Origin of the sequence: Providencia sp. PROV269, from assembly GCF_028477785.1 — a bacterium.
Taxonomy (GTDB): Bacteria; Pseudomonadota; Gammaproteobacteria; order Enterobacterales; family Enterobacteriaceae; genus Providencia; species Providencia rettgeri.
This window is the reverse complement of sequence record NZ_JAMPLV010000002.1, coordinates 37228-56332: the sequence shown is the minus strand read 5'-3', so window position 1 is coordinate 56332 and position 19105 is coordinate 37228. Positions and strand designations below refer to the sequence as shown.

18 protein-coding genes are annotated in these 19105 nt (G+C 40.7%); 3 read left to right on the top strand and 15 right to left on the bottom strand.

Going from position 1 to position 19105, the window contains the following annotated elements:
• Nucleotides 1-87 precede the first annotated feature (87 nt).
• Together flhA and flhB are read right to left on the bottom strand one after the other, a co-directional pair.
• A complete protein-coding gene (flhA, locus tag PR683_RS01500) occupies nucleotides 88-2187 on the bottom strand; it encodes a flagellar biosynthesis protein FlhA (protein ID WP_004909858.1) in 2100 nt (699 codons plus the stop codon).
• On the bottom strand, nucleotides 2180-3331 hold the full coding sequence (flhB, locus tag PR683_RS01495) for a flagellar biosynthesis protein FlhB (RefSeq protein WP_109911158.1): 1152 nt from the start codon (nucleotides 3329-3331) through the stop codon (nucleotides 2180-2182). Before flhB ends, flhA begins: the two co-directional genes overlap by 8 nt.
• Nucleotides 3332-3614: 283 nt before the next feature.
• On the opposite strand from flhB, the gene PR683_RS01490 reads away from it, so the two are divergent.
• The gene (locus PR683_RS01490) at nucleotides 3615-3755 is read left to right on the top strand and encodes a CcdB family protein (protein ID WP_227024189.1); all 141 of its coding nucleotides are present in this window, start codon (nucleotides 3615-3617) and stop codon (nucleotides 3753-3755) included.
• A gap of 15 nt (nucleotides 3756-3770) precedes the next feature.
• Nucleotides 3771-4328, top strand: a complete 558-nt coding sequence (locus tag PR683_RS01485; RefSeq protein WP_110731848.1) for a hypothetical protein — start codon at nucleotides 3771-3773, stop codon at nucleotides 4326-4328.
• A gap of 51 nt (nucleotides 4329-4379) precedes the next feature.
• On the opposite strand, the gene PR683_RS01480 is transcribed toward PR683_RS01485, so the two are convergent.
• The 13 genes from PR683_RS01480 to flhD form a co-directional block, all read right to left on the bottom strand.
• Nucleotides 4380-4697, bottom strand: coding sequence for a helix-turn-helix transcriptional regulator (locus tag PR683_RS01480; RefSeq protein ID WP_226537853.1), 318 nt, complete (start codon nucleotides 4695-4697; stop codon nucleotides 4380-4382).
• An 86-nt stretch (nucleotides 4698-4783) separates the two neighbouring features.
• Nucleotides 4784-5422: a protein phosphatase CheZ gene (locus tag PR683_RS01475; RefSeq protein WP_109911155.1), complete on the bottom strand. Its 639-nt coding sequence runs from the start codon at nucleotides 5420-5422 to the stop codon at nucleotides 4784-4786.
• A gap of 24 nt (nucleotides 5423-5446) precedes the next feature.
• A complete protein-coding gene (gene cheY, locus PR683_RS01470; RefSeq protein ID WP_004909843.1) occupies nucleotides 5447-5839 on the bottom strand; it encodes a chemotaxis response regulator CheY in 393 nt (130 codons plus the stop codon).
• A 41-nt stretch (nucleotides 5840-5880) separates the two neighbouring features.
• The gene (locus PR683_RS01465; RefSeq protein ID WP_004909841.1) at nucleotides 5881-6948 is read right to left on the bottom strand and encodes a protein-glutamate methylesterase/protein-glutamine glutaminase; all 1068 of its coding nucleotides are present in this window, start codon (nucleotides 6946-6948) and stop codon (nucleotides 5881-5883) included.
• A complete protein-coding gene (locus tag PR683_RS01460; RefSeq protein ID WP_004909839.1) occupies nucleotides 6948-7784 on the bottom strand; it encodes a CheR family methyltransferase in 837 nt (278 codons plus the stop codon). Before PR683_RS01460 ends, PR683_RS01465 begins: the two co-directional genes overlap by 1 nt.
• 133 nt (nucleotides 7785-7917) lie before the next feature.
• The gene (locus PR683_RS01455; protein WP_109911154.1) at nucleotides 7918-9486 is read right to left on the bottom strand and encodes a methyl-accepting chemotaxis protein; all 1569 of its coding nucleotides are present in this window, start codon (nucleotides 9484-9486) and stop codon (nucleotides 7918-7920) included.
• A 116-nt stretch (nucleotides 9487-9602) separates the two neighbouring features.
• Complete coding sequence (locus tag PR683_RS01450; RefSeq protein WP_109911153.1) at nucleotides 9603-11288, bottom strand: methyl-accepting chemotaxis protein; 1686 nt, start codon at nucleotides 11286-11288, stop codon at nucleotides 9603-9605.
• Nucleotides 11289-11392: 104 nt separating this feature from the next.
• The gene (gene cheW / locus PR683_RS01445; RefSeq protein ID WP_004909833.1) at nucleotides 11393-11890 is read right to left on the bottom strand and encodes a chemotaxis protein CheW; all 498 of its coding nucleotides are present in this window, start codon (nucleotides 11888-11890) and stop codon (nucleotides 11393-11395) included.
• Between the two features lie 16 nt (nucleotides 11891-11906).
• Complete coding sequence (gene cheA, locus PR683_RS01440) at nucleotides 11907-13976, bottom strand: chemotaxis protein CheA (protein WP_272571479.1); 2070 nt, start codon at nucleotides 13974-13976, stop codon at nucleotides 11907-11909.
• Between the two features lie 103 nt (nucleotides 13977-14079).
• Nucleotides 14080-14997 (bottom strand): flagellar motor protein MotB, encoded by a 918-nt coding sequence (gene motB / locus PR683_RS01435; protein WP_004909832.1) that lies wholly within the window; start codon nucleotides 14995-14997, stop codon nucleotides 14080-14082.
• Between the two features lie 7 nt (nucleotides 14998-15004).
• Nucleotides 15005-15892: a flagellar motor stator protein MotA gene (motA, locus tag PR683_RS01430; protein WP_004909829.1), complete on the bottom strand. Its 888-nt coding sequence runs from the start codon at nucleotides 15890-15892 to the stop codon at nucleotides 15005-15007.
• 97 nt (nucleotides 15893-15989) lie between these two features.
• Nucleotides 15990-16580 carry a flagellar transcriptional regulator FlhC gene (gene flhC / locus PR683_RS01425; RefSeq protein WP_004909826.1) on the bottom strand — a complete coding sequence of 197 codons (591 nt, stop codon included), beginning with the start codon at nucleotides 16578-16580 and terminating at the stop codon, nucleotides 15990-15992.
• Nucleotides 16577-16927: a flagellar transcriptional regulator FlhD gene (gene flhD, locus PR683_RS01420; protein ID WP_004909823.1), complete on the bottom strand. Its 351-nt coding sequence runs from the start codon at nucleotides 16925-16927 to the stop codon at nucleotides 16577-16579. Before flhD ends, flhC begins: the two co-directional genes overlap by 4 nt.
• 1647 nt (nucleotides 16928-18574) lie before the next feature.
• Here flhD and PR683_RS01415 point away from each other — a divergent pair.
• On the top strand, nucleotides 18575-19027 hold the full coding sequence (locus tag PR683_RS01415; protein ID WP_004909821.1) for a hypothetical protein: 453 nt from the start codon (nucleotides 18575-18577) through the stop codon (nucleotides 19025-19027).
• The last annotated feature ends 78 nt before the right edge of the window (nucleotides 19028-19105 follow it).

Sequence of the window (19105 nt, the reverse complement as noted above, 5' to 3'; positions counted from 1 at the left end):
AATAAAAAAAGAGGAAAATTACCGTATCCTATTGGCAATTTTCCTCTTTTTAATACTGTAGCTAAATGGCAAATAATACCGATAGAATTAACTGCCGCTGATCATTGACGTCATTCTGATCTTACGGTGGTCAGTCATTTCTAAATTCGACATGACCACTAGCTGTGGCAGGCTGCGCCGCAAGAAACGCGACAAAATTAGGCGTAAGCCATGGTTAACTAATAATACCGTTGGGGCTCCCATCGCCTCTTGGTGTGCCACGGCTTGCTCTGCTTGGGTTTGAATAAACTGCGCCAAGTTTGGCTCTAAACCACCGCCATTTTTAGCGGCTTGCAGTAAGATCTGTTCAAGACTAGCTTCTAAACCAATAACTTGAATTTCTTCTGCATTACCAAACCATTGCTGGGTGATAGCCCGACCTAACGCAATTCTCACTTGTGACGTCAGGTAATCCGTATCTTTATTCTCACCATTTTCCCCCGCCATTTCAGCTAAGGTTTCAATGATGGTACGCATATCGCGGATTACCACATCTTCCATTAATAAATTTTGTAGTACACGGTGCAAAATGGTTAACGAAATGGTATCTGGGATCAGGTCATCTGCCAATTTTGGCATCTCTTTTTTCACACGATCATACAACATTTGTGCTTCTTGGCGGCCAAATAAGGTGCTGGAGTTTTGCAACAAAATTTGATTAAAATGAGTTGCCACTGCGGTACTCGCAGATACCACGGTATACCCTTGTATTTGCGCTTGCTCACGTAAATCATCATCAATCCAGATTGCAGGTAAACCAAATGCAGGCTCTTTGGTGACGTCGCCTTGTAACGACCCGGCGGCATTACCTGGGTCAATAGCCAGGCTACGACCAGGCTGTGCTTCTCCCCGCCCAACTTCTGCACCTTTGATCAGAATTCGATATTCACAGGGGGAAAGCGCCAAGTTATCGCAAATATGTACGACAGGTGGTAAATACCCCACTTCTTGAGCAAATTTCTTACGTAAACCACGCAGTCGCCCTAATAATTCACCTTGCTGGTCATTATCAACTAAGGGAATCAACCGATACCCCACTTCCATCGCCAACAAATCTTCTAGTTGCACGTCATCCCACGTGGCTTCAACCACTTTATTTGCTTCTTGGAAATGCTGCGATTGGCTATTATCTCCCGTGGCACTTTCGGGTTGTTGCGATTTACGCACTAAATACCAACCAAGGGCAGCCAGTGCAGCAGTAAATAGCAAAAAAACAAAGTTAGGCATACCCGGAATCAAACCGATTAGGCCTAAAACGCCTGCGCTCAACCACATCACTCGCGGGTTATTAAATAGCTGGGTGACCATCTGCTCACCCACATCTTCATCGGTTGCCACTCGAGTGACAATAACCCCAGCAGCCGTTGAAATAATCAAAGCAGGAATTTGCGCCACAAGGCCATCACCGATGGTCAGCAAGGTATACGCACTTGTCGCCTCACCCAATGACATATTGTGTTGACCAACACCGATAATTAACCCCCCCACCACGTTGATCACCATAATCATGATCCCCGCAATCGCATCCCCACGCACGAACTTACTCGCACCATCCATTGAACCGTAAAAATCCGCTTCTTGAGTCACTTCCGCACGGCGTTTTTTCGCTTCATCATCCGTAATGATACCTGCGTTCAAGTCGGCATCGATGGCCATCTGTTTACCCGGCATACCATCTAACACAAAGCGAGCGCCCACTTCCGCAATACGCCCTGCTCCCTTAGTGATAACCATAAAGTTAATCAGTACAAGAATAATGAACACCACAATACCGATGGCAAAGTTACCGCCCACCAAAAAGTGACCAAAAGCTTCGACAACTCGTCCAGCTGCATCTGGCCCTGTATGGCCATCTAACAAAATAATTCGCGTTGAGGCGATATTCAAAGAAAGGCGCAATAAGGTTGCAAATAGCAAAATGGTTGGAAATGCAGCAAAGTCTAATGTGCGCTTAGTGAACATCGCCACTAATAGCACCATAATAGAAAGTGCAATATTGAAGGTAAACAGTAAATCCAATAAAAATGCCGGCAATGGCAGTACCATCATCGACAAAATCAATAAGATAAGAACCGGTCCAGCAAGTATTTGCCACTGCGTTCCCTGTAAATTTTTAGGCAATTTTAATAATGAAGCCAAATTAGCCATCGCGATTGTTATCTCCAGCAAAGTCCAGCGTCGGTGGCACTGGCAAATTTTTCGGTTTTTTTGGTCTGAGTCCACCTTCACGACGCCAGCGGCGCAATTGGTAAACCCATGCTAAAACTTCTGCAACCGCCGCATATAAGGCAACAGGAATGCTTTGGCCTATCTCCGCATGGCGATATAGCGCACGAGCAAGCGGCGGTGCTTCTAACTGTAATATTCGGTGCTCTTCACCAATTTCCTTGATGCGCTGAGCCAATACGCCCGCACCTTTCGCTAATACTTTTGGCGCCCCCATTTTTTTGTCGTCATATTTAAGGGCAACCGCATAGTGTGTCGGGTTAGTGACGATGACGTCCGCACTTGGGACATCCGCCATCATTCGGTTACGCGCAATCGCACGCTGTTGTTGGCGAATTTTGGCTTTAATCTGCGGGTCACCCTCTTGCTGCTTGAATTCATCTTTAATTTCCTGACGACTCATGCGCAATTTTTTTAAATGGGAGCGAAACTGATAGAAAACATCAAAAGCCACCATCGGGATCAGCAAAAACACAATTAAATACCCGGCAAAAATGACTTTCTGTAGTGCATTACTTAGCGCCGTAACCGGTGATTCCATCACTAAATGCAGTAATGATGGCCAACTTTGCCAAAGAAAAATAAACGCCCCTAAACCCACAAATAAGGATTTTAAAATTGCTTTAAATAACTCAGATAACGCATTCATCGAAAAAATACGCTTTAGCCCTTTGATTGGATTTAACTTTTTCAAATCAAATTTAATCAACTTGCTATTAAAAACGAGCCCACCCACTAACGATGACGCAGAAATCCCCACCAAAGCTAACCCACCAATCACGGGTAATAAGGCAAATAAAGCCTCACTGACAACACGTCCTAAATAGCTGATCATCAAGCCTGTGTTTTGTAAGTAATGACCATCAAAAATAAAACCCTGACGAGCTATTTGCCGCAGTTGTGCCGCCAAATGTCCGCCACTTAACCATAGCAAGCTCACGCCAGCTAACATCATCATTAGCGAACTCAATTCTTTTGAACGAACGATTTGCCCATCATCTTTGGCTTTTTGCTTTTTATGGGGGGTGGGCTCTTCTGTTTTTTCTACATCACTCTCGTCGGACACCGTGATTCCAAAATTTAATGAAAATACGAGTTATCGCTATAGCATGACAGAGTGTAAAAAAATCAATGGTGGAAAATAGACGTAGTTCAAGGGGGTTATTTGGCTATTGAGCAATAAGCATGCTTAATTACACATGCCTGAACACGTGTAATTAAGGAGATACCATGAGTACAATGGCTCAACGCATGAAAAAAACGCCAGTGTCACTATCGCGCCTGAACTTTATGAGCAAGCAAGGCTTGTTAAAAAAACATTACCTGTACGCCTAAGTCCACAATTATCAATCAACGGGCAGGTTTTCATTTTAATGACTCATCAAATGGCTTGCGTCCCTCATTCATTATTAGGGAAAAAAATCGTTGACTTAAGTTGCCAACGAGACACCATTAAGCACGCAATCGACTTACTTATTAATGGCTTTTAACAATAAAGGGTTATTATGGATACTTGCCACCTTGTTGCCCCAGATATTTCCTTAGAAGATGCCCCCAAACATGCCCAGCGCATGCTTGACTGGCTAAAAGAACAAGGCATTATTGACCCACATTTCCAAGGCGTTGAATATGGTGAAGTCATTTATCGCCCTACACCCGCTCACAAAGAACCCATTTTGTACGTCATTAATGATGAAATCGTCCCAACCCAACTCCCGGAAGATATGCTAAAAAATTACCTGTCTATCGTAACTGAACACACGGTTTTTCACGCAGGTGGCAATGGCCTCGGTATTTACTGCCCACAATGTGCCAGTGAACAAAGCGAACAGAGCCATGCATGGAGCGATACGGTATCTGATTGGTATGAGGGAAAACCAGAAAACCTCGCTTGTTTTTGTTGCGATTTTCATGGTCCACTTAATGCGTGGCAATTTGATCCGCAATGGGCATTCGGTAATTTAGGTTTTAGTTTTCATAATTGGGATGTCCGCGATGATTTTATTGAGCTATTTGCACAAATACTTGGCAGTAAGATCATCGCAGTCTATCAACATGATTAGCGATTAAATACTCACCTGAATACATATAGATTTACTTATACACTATATAATTCAGGGCTTAGAAGGAAAATCCAAGGTAAGGCGCAAGCCAACCGCTTCCGCATATTTTAATAATGTGCCTAATTTCGGGTCGAATTGCGCTTTTTCCAAACGCGACACGTTTTGCTTTTGAGTTTGCATTTTTTCTGCAATTTGCATCTGGGTTAAGTTATTGGCTAAACGCGCTTTTTTAAGTTGATTGATTAACGCTTGCCTCATTTGTAATTCTGAAGAGCACTCATCAACATCCCCGTTATTTTCTTGAACGATATCAGCTTGTTCTTTTTGTTCTTTAATCACGAAAGTAGAAATTAAATCGTTATTTATCATTGCAATCCCTTCCTTGTAACGCAAGTACAATAAAACTACCCTAATCCTATGTAATTAGAGTAGTTTAATTAAAATCTTGTTAGCAATTAGAAACCTAACTCATCAAGTAAATCATCAACCTGAGACTGTGATGCCATGACATTAACGCCTTCTTTATTGATTTGCGGGCCATTGAGCAAACTTTCGTTTTGCGTTTTCGCACGCATTTCAGGTGGCGTATTTTCCATTAATAATGCGAGCAGTTGTTTTTCAGCTTCTTCAACCACTTCCATCATTTTTTTGATGACTTGTCCTGTTAAATCTTGGAAATCTTGTGCCATCATGATTTCCAACAACTCTGCTTTAGTCGTTTCGCTGTCTTGGATCACCTGTCCTAAAAAGGCTTCTGTTGACTCACGCAATTGTGCAGGAACCGCATCTTCGGCAGTTTCTTGCCACTGCTGTTGCAGCACCTGCGCATTTTTATTCATTTCCACTTGCAGTGGTTTGATGACATCAATGCCATTTAAGGTTTTTTCTGCCGCTTGCGCCGTCATTTGTGCGATATAACGCAGCCTGTCTTTTCCGTCTGGAATACTCGCCACGGCTTGTTGAACGCTTTTTTCTAGGCCCAATTCGCGCATACTTTCACGCAGGGTTCTCATTAGCGTACCAATGCGTGTAATGACTTGTTTTAAATCATCATTACCATTGCGAATACCTTCCATACCCACTTGTTCAGTCATGAAAATCTCCTTTGGCACGCACTGTTATTGCAGACCCATTTTTTCGAATACTTTATTCAATTTTTCTTCTAAAATAGCGGCAGTGAACGGCTTAACTACGTAACCACTCGCACCCGCTTGTGCAGCCGCAATAATATTTTCTTTTTTCGCTTCAGCCGTCACCATCAAAACTGGGATGTGCTTTAATGCATCATCACCGCGAATAGTTTTGAGCAGTTCTAAACCATCCATATTTGGCATATTCCAATCGGCAACCACAAAATCGATGCTGCCTGCACGAATTTTCTCTAAGGCATCAACACCGTCTTCCGCTTCTTCTATTTTATTAAATCCGAGCTCTTTTAATAAGTTACGGACGATGCGGCGCATAGTAGAAAAATCATCAACAACCAAAAAACTGAGATCTTTAGCGGCCATAACCACTCCTTCAAAATACAATTGTGAATTCCTGCCCCGGGTTAAACCGTGACAGAAGAAAGTCTTGCTAAAACACTTGGGGCAATCTTGAGAATATCTTGCACTTCATCCGCAGCTCCCATTTCAATCGCAGCACGCGGCATACCAAATACCACACAACTACTTTCGTTTTGTGCGTAAGTGATTGCCCCCTGCTTACGTAAATTTAATAGTCCTTTCGCTCCATCCATCCCCATTCCCGTCAATAAAATACCAATGCATTTTCGCCCAACACATTGAGCTACTGAATCGAACAACACATCAACAGAAGGACGGTGCCGGTTAACAGGTTCGCTTTGCTGTAAAATGACTTGAAATCCCTTGCCTTTATCGGCAATCAACATATGCGAATCGCCTGGTGCGATATATGCATGGCCTTTTTGTAATAGCTCGTTGTGTTCAGCTTCTTTTACGGTCAATACACACAGCTTATTTAAGCGATCAGCAAAAGAACGCGTAAAACCCGCAGGCATATGCTGAGTGATCACGACAGGTGGGCATTCATGAGGTAACATTTCCAGAAATTGACGTATCGCCTCTGTTCCACCTGTCGATGCGCCAACCGCAATCACACGGCTGTTACAAACATAGGGAGAGAGCGCTTTGGCTTGAGAAACTGGCTCACTGACCTTTTTGTCCGGACGAGCAAAACGGCTGCGCTGAGTAATTTTTGACATAGCTGCTGCGCGAATTTTTTCACCAATAATATCGCGATAACTCATCATGGTTTCACGAATACCAATTTGCGGTTTCGTGACAAAATCCACAGCACCTAATTCCAGCGCCTTTAATGTCACTTCAGAACCTTTCGACGTTAATGTTGAAACCATGACCACAGGCATTGGGTGTAAGCGCATTAATTTCTCTAAGAAATCAATACCATCCATTCGTGGCATTTCCACATCTAACGTAATCACATCCGGCTCATATTGCTTGATTAAATCACGAGCAACATAAGGGTCTGGTGCGGTATCAACCACTATCATGTCATCATGGCTATTAATAATTTCGCGCATTAATTGGCGCATCAGTGCTGAGTCATCCACACATAGCACTTTAATTTTTTTCATTACCCCCTCCTCGCCGCTTGCAAGCTGTAGACGGTTTGCCCTTTAATAACGAAACTTTGTGATAACTGCGATAAATTTTCAGAATGCCCAATAAATAACAAACCATCTGGCTTAAGCAATGGAGCAAAACGCTCCAGCATTTTTATCTGCATCTCTTTATCAAAATAAATCATGACGTTACGACAAAAAATCGCATCAAATCGATGTTGCATTTGCCAATCATGGTCACTCAAATTTAAATAACGAAATTCAATCATTTGGCGTAATGCTGGCTTGACTCGCGCATAGCCATCAAACTCGCCAACGCCTTTCATAAAATAGCGTTGTCTCTGTAATGCCGTTAAAGACTTCAGCTCTTCTATGCGATACACGCCTTGTTTCGCTTTTTCTAGCACTTCCGTGTCAATGTCACTGGCAATGACTTTGGCATTAATTGCGTTTGGCCCAAGCACATCACTCAATGTCATGGCTATCGAATATGGCTCTTCTCCTGTTGAAGATGCAGCGCACCAAATATTAATCGCGCTATTTTTACGTGTGCGAACAAAGTCTGCTAGCGTCACAAAGTGGTGCGGTTCACGAAAAAATGCGGTTAAATTTGTCGTCAGAGCATTCACGAAAGCTTGCCATTCTGCATGGTGAGGCTCACGCTCTAACATCCGTAAATAATCGGAAAAATTGTCGATATTACAATCACGCAACCGCTTTAACAGCCGGTTATAGACCATATTTTTTTTATTCATGGTGAGGACAATGCCTGATTTTTTATGAATAAATCGACAAACCCGACCAAACTCATCATCAGTCAGTGGTTCTACCTGTGGTACAAAAAGCATCGTACTTGTCGTCCTATTCAATAAAAACCCAGAGGCAGCCAGTTATTTGGCTGCCTTTTAGGATGGATAACCTAAGAAAAAATAACCAGTTACGATTATCCACCGAAAACTCAAAAACGAGTTTTCACAACACTTAACGCCGATTACGATTTAATTGACTTTCAGGTAATTCAAAGAATGCAACCGTATCAACTAAGTTGTTCGCTTGATCTTCTAGCGCTGCCGTCGCACTGGTCGATTGCTCAACTAACGCCGCATTTTGTTGTGTGACTAAGTCCATTTGGCTTACTGCTGTTGCGACTTGCTCAATACCACGGCTTTGCTCATTGGATGCAGAGGCAATATTACCCATTAATTCAGTAACTTGGTTAACTGCAGCAACCAATTCACTCATAGTTGCTCCTGCTTCATTAACTAATTGAGAACCTTGGCTGACTCTGCCAACAGATTCATCAATCAAGGTTTTAATTTCTTTTGCCGCTTCCGCACTACGCTGAGCTAATGCTCTAACCTCACCAGCAACCACAGAGAAACCGCGCCCCTGTTCACCCGCTCGAGCAGCTTCAACAGCAGCATTCAATGCTAAAATATTGGTTTGGAAGGCGATGCCATCAATCACACTAATAATGGCACTGATTTTTTGTGAGCTATTGGAAATGGAAGTCATGGTGTCAATCACGTCTTCGGTGATCTCTCCGCCTTTCGTTGCGGTTTTCGATGCGCTAACAGCAAGTTCACTGGCTTGGCGCGCGTTATCCGCATTCTGCTTAACCGTAGCGGTTAACTCTTCCATACTGGCTGCGGTTTCTTCAAGTGATGCCGCTTGCTGTTCAGTACGTGAAGATAAATTATTATTTCCTAACGCGATTTCACGGATACCAGTGTACATTTGGTCCGTATTTGAACGTAGCGCTGTTACTGAAGTCGCTAGAGACTCCTGCATGTCTTTTAACTTACCAAACACCTCACCAATTTCATCACGGGTAGTGACTTCAATTTTCTGATTGAGTTTACCATCAGCCACTAATGCAAAGTGCTCTCCCATACTTTTCAATGGGTTAATCACTTTACGTTTCATCCAGTAGTTAACAAAAACAATAACGGCAAGGATAATAACAATCACTGAAGCGAATGAACTCCACGCAAACGTGTTATACATTCTTGCTGCTGCAAGAGATTCATCATTTTCAGCATTCAGTAATTCAAGGTATTCCTCGACAACTTGCTCCAACTGATCCTGGTTTTCTTGGGCAGGAAGTTCAATATAGGCTGCAATATCTTTATTATCTAAATGTGTTTTTAATGCTTTGAGTGTCAATACAAAGGCTTGATACCGAGCCTCAAGAGCGGCGAGATTTTCTTTCTCACTCAAAAGAGGCTGGTTTTTAAACGTGGTGTAATCTTTCTCAGCTTCTTCGAGTAATTTATCAAAAGTTACTCTCGTTTCTTCAATCAACGGTTCGTTACCACCCACTTTATGCAGCAAAGCAATTTGCGTTAAGCTGTTGCGTGCTTGCATTAGGTGTTTACTGGTTTCTTCAAGCATCGCTCGCTTATCAGACCCCAAATCAATACGCTCTAAAGATTTTAATTCACTTACAACAATCCCGACAGAAACCCCGCTAGACACAATCTGCATCCCACAAAATAAAATGAGAAGTAGATACAAACTCACCGAAATTCGGATATTTTTACCAAACATAGAAATCCCCACTTGTGCCAGCTAAGAGAACTGAACCTCTGAAACATTGCCTTGTTTTCTAATGCACAGAAACGCTGCAAAACCAAAGCCTTGCAGCGAAAGACTGAGCTTAACCGTTAGAAAGTTTCCCAATTGTCATCATCTTTATGTTCTTTCGATGACAGTTTTGTCAGATCCGGCGTTTTAACGATATTTGAAACCGTTCTTGCTGCCGGCTGAATATTGCGTATTTCGCTTTGTTTTAATGGTGGTAAACGGAAGATGGAAATCAATTGCGACAGTTTTGCCACTTGTTCTTCCAATACATTGGCTGCAACCGCAGACTGCTCAACCAGCGACGCATTTTGCTGTGTAACCTTATCCATTTCTGCAACAGCGATGCTGACCTGTGCAATTCCTTTACTTTGCTCGTCTGATGCAGTTGCAATGTGCGTCATAATGTCAGTGACACGTGTGACAGACTCGACAATCTTGGTCATTGTTTCGCCCGCATCTTCTGCTTGGCGAGCGCCTGTCCCAGTTCTTGACACTGAATCTTCAATTAACGTTTTAATCTCTTTAGCCGCATCAGCACTGCGTTGTGCTAAATTACGCACTTCATCAGCCACCACAGCAAAACCACGACCATGCTCACCTGCTCGTGCCGCTTCAACCGCTGCGTTTAGCGCTAAGATGTTGGTTTGGAAGGCGATGCTATCGATAACCGCAGTAATATCAGAGATTTTCTGTGAGCTATCGGCAATGTTCAGCATGGTACTGACCACATTCGATACCACTTTGCCACCCTCTTTTGCTATCACTGAAGCTTGGTTTGCAAATTCACTCGCTTGGTGGGCGTATTCCGTATTTTGTTTTACGGTTGCAGTCAGCTCACTCATACTGGCTGAGGTTTCTTCTAAGCAAGCAACTTGCTGCTCAGTTCGTGCAGATAAGTCATTGTTACCTGCTGCAATTTCGGTTGTACCTTGGTAAATAGTTTCGCTACCATCTAGCACACCACGAACGGTATTAATCAATTCCTGCTGCATATGTTGAACACCATTGGCCAACTCACCAATTTCATTCTTGGCAATTGTTGTCACATTCGGTGTTAAATCGCCTGAAGCAAAGACTTTAATACGCTCAATTAAGATACCGAGTGGTTCAATAATGCCTTTACGAACATAGCGATAACTAAAGAAGCCAATTAAGGCGAGTAAGATAAATAGCGTCACCAACATATATAAAGATTGGCGATAGTTATTATCTGCGTTAACGACTTCGGCTTGAAAATCTGCTGAGATATCCGCAAAATAAGCGTTAAATTGCTCTTCAAATTTTACTTGGTGCCCTGAGGTTCTGTGTGCATAAAAGCCTTCAAGGTCACCTTTTTCAGCGAATTCACCTAGCTTGATTAACGCATCACGATAGGTTTCATAGGTGCTAAATAGTTTTTCAAATTTGGCCTTATCATAATCCGAACTTTGCATCAGCTTGTTATAACGTGCATAGGCATCATCCGCTGATTTAAAGTTACGTTTAGCGGCTTTAATCAAATCTTCTGTCGTTGCATCGTCTTGAATTTTACGACCTTCAAGTAAATAGGCATTGATAGAGCGGTTTAAGTTAGCTCGAGCTTGTAACAAATTGACCCAGCTTTCCGTTAATACTTGTCTTTGGCGTTGTAATGAATTCAAATAACTGATGCTGTCGCTGTTATCGCCCAGTTTGGTAAACATCAACCCACTGGATACCAGTTGCAGCAAAATAAAGATAAAAATGACGGACAAAAGTCCCGATACGATTTTAATTCGACTGTACATGACGTTTTACTAACATAATTTTGTTGTATTTTGGATATCGGTCATCCAACCAAAAACTTTAGTTAATGACTTATTATTATTTGAACAATTGTTGGGGCTGAGAATTACTCAGCCATGCTGTCAATCAGCGCCATTTCATCGCTTGTTAATAATTTTTCGATATCGACTAAAATCAACATACGGTCGTTTAATGTTCCGAGCCCTGTCAGATATTGTGTTGATAATGTCACGGCAAAATCAGGTGGCGGTGCAATTTGTTCTTCATTCAAGACCAGTACATCCGAAACTCCATCGACGACAATACCAACGACGCGATCTTTTAAATTCACTACGATAACGACCGTGTTATCGTTATACACCACGTTTTCATGGGAGAATTTCACCCGTAAATCAATAATCGGAATGATGACCCCACGTAAGTTAGTCACTCCTTTGATAAAATCAGGGGTATTCGCGATACGAGTCACTTGTTCGTAACCACGAATTTCCTGCACTTTTAAGATCTCAATGCCATACTCTTCTTCACCCAAGGTAAAAATGAGGTAGCCTTCGCCGTTTTTTTCTTCTTCGTGTTTATTTAAATCATCATCTAACATAGACATGGTGTATGGCCTCTATTTAGTGCACGACAGGTTGAGAAACCTGCTGTTTCTTTTTAATCAAAATGCTGTTATTCATTTTTTGTAGTTCAGCCACATCTAAAATCAATGCAACAGAACCATCACCCATAATCGTTGCTGCGGAAATACCGGGGATCTTGCGATAATTACTTTCAATGTTTTTCACCACCACTTGCTGCTGCCCAACTAATTTGTCGACCAACAATGCAAAACGATGACCTGCATTCTGAATAATCAGCACAATACTGTTATCTAAATTTCGTTCGGCTTCTTCGATGGAAAATACGTGGTGTAATTCAACAAGCGGTAGATATTCACCTCGCACAAGCAGCATTTTTTCCTCTCCAGCCAAGCGATAAATATCCTCTTGTCGAGGCTGCAACGTGCTGATAATTGCACTCAATGGCACGATAAAGACATCTTCCGCTACTTTCACCGACATCCCATCCAAAATAGCTAAAGTGAGCGGTAATAAGATGCGGATAATGGTGCCTTTGCCTTCGGTAAAACCGATTTGAATACGACCGCCCATGTCTTGGATATTTCTTTTCACCACATCCATTCCAACACCGCGTCCCGAAACGTCTGTCACTACCTCTGCGGTTGAAAATCCTGGAGCCATAATCAGCATCGCAACTTCATCATTGCTCATACCATCATGCACGTTCATGCCTTGTGACTTCGCTTTTGCCAAAATACGTTCACGGTTTAGCCCTGCGCCATCATCACGAACTTCAATGCAAATATTGCCACTTTGATGTGCTGCCGCTAAGGTCAATGTGCCAGCTTCTGGCTTACCATTTGCCACGCGAACTTCTGGCTTTTCAATCCCATGGTCGAGGCTATTACGAACAAGGTGATTCAGGGGATCGACGATGCGCTCAATCAAGCTTTTATCGAGTTCAGTTGAACTTCCTTCCACTTTCAGCTCGATTTTTTTACCTAATTTCGATGCTATATCCCGTACCATGCGTGGGAAACGACTAAATACGTAATCCATTGGCATCATGCGAATTGACATAACGGATTCTTGCAAGGCGCGAGAATTACGCTCCAACTGTACGATTGAGCTTAATAAATCACTGTATTCATTTTGATCGACATGCTGACTATGTTGGGTCAGCATTGATTGAATAATGACCAACTCCCCGACTAAGTTGATCAACTGGTCAACTTTCTCTACAGCCACACGAATACTGCTCGAATCCCCTTTCGGTTTAGCGATTGCAGGTTTTTTCGATGTATTTGCAGGCGCAGCTACCGCTGGTGAAACAGTTACAGGTTTTGCCTCTTTCTCCGGCTCAGGAATCTTAATTTCGATTGTACCATCGGAGCCATCCGTGATGACTTCTTCAGGAGATAAGGCGAGGCAATCCGCAAATGATACGACTTGGTGAGCAATCTGTGATTCATCCACCACAAAACATAATACGCCACTAATATCATCAATATCAGTGTTTGTACCAAGCCATGCTTGCAAACTATTTGCTGTTTTTTCAGTATGATACAAGTGCCCAAATAAACTGAGCTCATCTGCCAGTAAATCAACTTCATTTTCTTTGAGCTGATTTAACGAGATCATAAAGTAGTGTGAATATTCACCTTGCTCTGCGGGAGCTTCTTCAACAACCGCAACATCAACTTTAGTCTTAGGTAACGCAGCCGTTGTTTCAGTGACCTCTTCTGCTCTATTTTCAACCCGGCTAAGCACCTCACAAATGCGCTTAAAGGTCTCTTCATCCGGCAAAGAATCATTTTTATAGGCATCTAACTGTGATGCCATGACATCCTTAGCATCAAGAAAAACATCAATAATGTCAGGTGTGAGTGTTAATTCATCATGACGCGCCTTATCTAAAAGGTTTTCCAATGTGTGAGTCGTATTCTGCAACTGAGTGAAACCAAAGGTTGCAGCCCCTCCTTTTATTGAATGGGCACTGCGGAAGATGGCATTTAGCTGCTCGCTATCCGGGTCAAAAGGATCAAGCTCAAGTAAATGTTGTTCCATATCCCTGAGCAACTCATCAGCTTCATCGAAAAATGTTTGATAAAACTCGGTAATATCCATGGTTTTTATCCAATTTCGCTTAAGTTTCACTTAACGCTGACTGCCGGACATTCCGGCAGGCAACTAAACATGTTATGTAATAAATTCAAATAACAGCAATTCATCACGGTATTTTCACCGCAGCGACAACACCCACGGACGTTTCTGGTGTGGGCTTTTGCGGTTTATTCAGCACATCATTGATCGGCTTTGCGCCATCATATTCACGGAGGATCTGCTTTGTTTCTTCATCATTTAAAACAATGATACTTATCCGGCGGTTGATCGGAGCAAAGCCATCATCTTTGTCTAAATGAATAGCTGATGCCATTCCAACCACGCGTAAGACTTTATTTTCATCCATTCCACCGCGAATCAATTCACGGCGTGAAGCATTCGCGCGATCAGATGAAAGCTCCCAGTTGCTGTAATTGGCTCCGTTGGCATAAGCGAGGTCATCAGTATGACCGGAGATACTAATTCGATTGGGAACATCATTAAGAAGTGGTGCTATTGCTCGCAAAATATCACGCATATACGGTTCAACCATTGCCGAACCAACTTTAAACATTGGGCGATTTTCACTATCTACAATTTGAATTCGCAGCCCATCGTTGATCATATCAATCAGTAAATGTGGTTTTAACTCATTCAAACGTGGGTCTTTTAAAATGGCCTGCTCAAGTGACTCTTTTAATTTTTCAAAACGATAGTTTGCATTTCCATCAATAATATTATTAGGTTCTGGCATCACATCCCCATCACGGAAAATAGGGTCTTTACCACCACCAGGAATAGGGTTTGTGGCATCTCCACTTTTACTTCCTGGGTTGATAGCTGTACTTAAGGGAGTACGAAAATACTCGGCAATTTGAGTTAATTCTTGAGGACTTGAAATTGAGATTAGCCACATCACTAAAAAAAATGCCATCATCGCCGTCATAAAATCGGCATAAGCAATTTTCCATGAACCGCCATGCCCGTTTTGCTGATGCGAACTGCGTTTTTTAACCCGAATAACATGCGGTGTATTGGCTGCCATCCGTTAGTTACTCCTCAGTTGTTTCTTGTGAGCGAGCACCAACTTTCACTTCTCGAACTTTATCTTCAAGTTCAACAAATGAAGGCCTATCTGCACTGAATAACACCTTGCGGCCAAATTCCACTGCAATTTGAGGGGCATAGCCTTGCAATGCTGAAAGGAAAGTCACTTTAATGCATTCCATCATTTTCAATTGCTCACTACTGCGTAGTCTTATTAGTGCAGCCAAAGGTAAAATGAAGCCATAAGCCACTAAAATACCTAGAAATGTTCCCACCATAGCATGAGCAATTAAAGCACCCAATTCACCAGCAGGACGATCCGCTGAGCCCAAGGCATTTACGACACCCAAAACGGCCGCAACGATCCCAAATGCAGGCATAGAGTCACCGACCATATTTAACCCCGAAGCCGGTACTTCATTTTCTTGGCGAAAAGTTTCTAATTCTTCGTCCATTAATGCTTCAATTTCATGGCTTTGTAAGTTACTGCTTACCATCAAACGTAAGTAGTCCACGATGAACATCATGGTGGATTCGTCTTTTAAAATACGGGGATACTGGGAAAAAATTTCACTTTCACTTGGGTTATCAATATCTTTTTCAAGTGCAAGTAACCCTTGCTGGCGTGATTTATTAAGTAATTGAAATAACAACGCCATTAAGTCCATTGACATTGTTTTATTGTAAGAGGAACGACGAAAGAGTTTTGGTAATACTTTACACAAGGCGACGATGGATTTGCCACTGTTACCAACAACAAAGGCACCTAAACCTGCACCTAAAATAATAACAAATTCAGCAGGTTGATAAAGCGCACCCAAATGGCCACCGACCATTAAGTATCCGCCTATAACCGCAACTGTAACAATGATATACCCGATGAGTATTAACACAATATTCCCTTTCACTCCGTTGGTTAACAGATGGCAGTCAAAGGGAATATTAGGAGTGACAGGCAAAAACCTTTGCCTGTTAACCAAATCAATCCAATTACATTACCGCTTTAGTAATGCCATCCTGTCGATATACCGTAATATCGGCTAGATGCTCGGAAAGTTTACGTTTTTTTATTGCACGTGATGGCGGTTGGCATAAACTACAAGTAAAGCTATTTTCAGGAATATGTGCGTAAGTAATAAAAGAACCATGGCAACAGCTACATTGTGAACTTTGTAACATGCCACTTTCCACAAAACGGACTAATGTCCAAGCGCGTGTTAAAGCTAACAAAGGCTCCTCACCAGGTTCTGGAATGCACTGTTCAAGGTATAACCTGTAGGCTTTTAATATGGCATCCACACCACGACATTGACCACTTTTAAGTAAAAATTGATAAGCATTATAGAACATGGATGAATGAATATTCTGTTCCCACGTCATAAACCAATCTGTAGAAAAAGGTAGCATGCCTTTTGGTGGTGGGCAGCCTCTTAGCTCTTTATATAAACGAACTAAACGACCACGACTAATTTGAGTTTCACTTTCTAACATTTGAAGGCGAGCGCCTAAAGAGATTAGTTCCATGGCTAATCGAATATCATTCGCTTCTTGGACTATACTTTTTTCAGCTGCGGTACTCATCTTTTTCTCGCTATTTCTGTGTCGCCCTCATTATGCGTTTGCAATAATCGGGTCGAAAGTAAGATACCTGTATGAATTTGTTGCAATTCATCAACTCTTGAATCACGGGTTAGCTTTTCAATTGTGTCACTATTATCAAATCTAAACTGGCAGATTAGCTGGTTTGTCTCTGCTAATTTGACTAATTGAGGGAGTGTAAGGTCTGCTAAAGTAGTTGCCATTGCATCAGAGATACCTAAACGAAACATCGCAGAGGCTTTCTCTTGGGAGATGAGTTTTTGGGCTAATAGCAAATATGAGAGGTTAATATCGTATATATGCTTCAGAAAATCTGTCGTCGAGCTCATTTTTTTTCCTTTCCGAAAATTATCAACATCTGTGCGATCTGTGTGCAAAAAGAACAAATATAAATTTGAAAGTATTGTGTAATCAAATTATTAAATTTAAAAAGTAATTAAATTGGGTAAATACAATTCCATTAATTTTCCCATGTCATCCATTCAAAAGTACCCAATTTGGAGTATAAACACACAAATTTCCAAACTTAAATTAAAGATATTTCCTGAATACCTACAACAATAAAGAATGACTAAAAAATTAGCGGTTCCCGTAAAAATCAGAAATGGCTGATGTCATTATTAGTCGCTAATTATTATGCACCACTAAATTAACTATTCAAGGTACTTATGTTTCTTTTTATACCAATGGGATGATTACCCCTTAATTCATTAAATAATCTTCATTATCTCTTTATCTTCTATTACTTTATCCTAAATATCCACAACATTTTTAGTCACCTTAAGCAAAATGGCAGGATTTTAATCAAAGCATTCACTCTTTACATGTGATTACCAAGCAAAAAAAACCAAGCACAACATCAAAAACAACATATTGATCCAAATCAATTTTTAGTATTAAGAAACTGAGTTACCCATGTCTGTAATAAGCCGTTATCGGCACTATTGGAATAAAACTTAATCATTAATTTTCAATAAGTTTAATCTACATTACAACCATCGTTCAAAATTATTCAATCGTAGTTATCATACAAACTCTCACTATATTGTCATACATATTAAGTATCCGCCCTCAATTCTCATTAGATTAATTAAACAATGATTATAATGTCATCATCTCGTAATATTAATAAAATTAATAAAATTTAAATAAATTACCAATAATAAAAAACTATTTAGCTTAAATACTTTTACTGGTTATTTTTGTTTTTTTAATATTTTAAGTAATCACTTTGTTATTAATTCATTAAAGTAATTTTTTTTGATTAATTAATATTTGTTTTTTTATATAAAGTAGCTGAGATTTCATTTTTTTTAATAAAAAGATCAACCTACGTTAACCAATCACTTTTGTGTTAAGGGTGAAAAATGAAGGTTTCAATTAAGAACATTCCATTTTCTATATATTTTTCATATCACTTTTAAAACATTCGATTGGCACTTAAAATAAAAACGACTAAGCGTATTATTACATGTCTTCATGCTTATCCGTTCTAGCTGTTTTCACGCAATGACAACAAATTTGATTAACCAAGGTTATAGTAACCTTTGATTACTATATACTTTTATTTTAACAAAATACCCTAATCATCATCCTAACTTAAGTAAAATTGCTTAATCCAATAATGAAGGAATAGAAAAAAATGACTTTTAGTTAAAATAATTCAGTGAGAAGCTTGCTTATAAAACAAACAAATTTATTGTGCTTTTTATGAGCAAAAATATTCTCCAATTTGCGACAGTCTTCACACTTGTTTTCTTTGTTTCTCAATAATTTCCGAATAAAACGATACTCTCATTGATATATTTATGTTAAGAAGATCACATTAATATTGCTTACAATGCTCTCTAAGTCGTATGTAGGATCAATATAGACAAAATGATGAAAAAATGACAAGGCCAGTGAAGTGATAAACTTGTTTTCCTCATGCACCAATGCAACACTGAGCACACTAAAATATAATTTTAAGGAAAAGCATGTTCAATTATCAAGCAACTGTAGACTTCATTGAGGAAGAAAACGTATATGAAATCAACTTTAGTGATTTTTCTGGGCTACAGGGCGTTAGCTATTGTAAAGAAGATGTTGAGTTAGAAGCCCAAGAAATTTTGCTCGCTTCTTTTGCTGAACTAATTGAACTCAGAAAACCTATTCCATTAGCAACACAAACAAAAAGTGAAGCAACCTTTACTGTTTATTTACCCATAATCTGCTGCTTAAAAATTGCCTTGCATAACGCGATTCTCAATTCTGCAACACAACGCATCGACCTCGCTCGCAGGCTGAACATCAATGCACAACAGATAGAACGCTTACTCGATATTCATTACGCATCTAAAATTGAACTTTTAGAGCAGGCTTTATATATATTAGGCGTTGAAGCTTCAATTACAATCACCCAAAAATTGGTTGATAACAGCATGAACTGATCATCATTGATAAGAATAGCGCCGAAATAGCCTGAAACACCTTTATTTACCTATACTGATTGTTAGGCGTTGATGAAA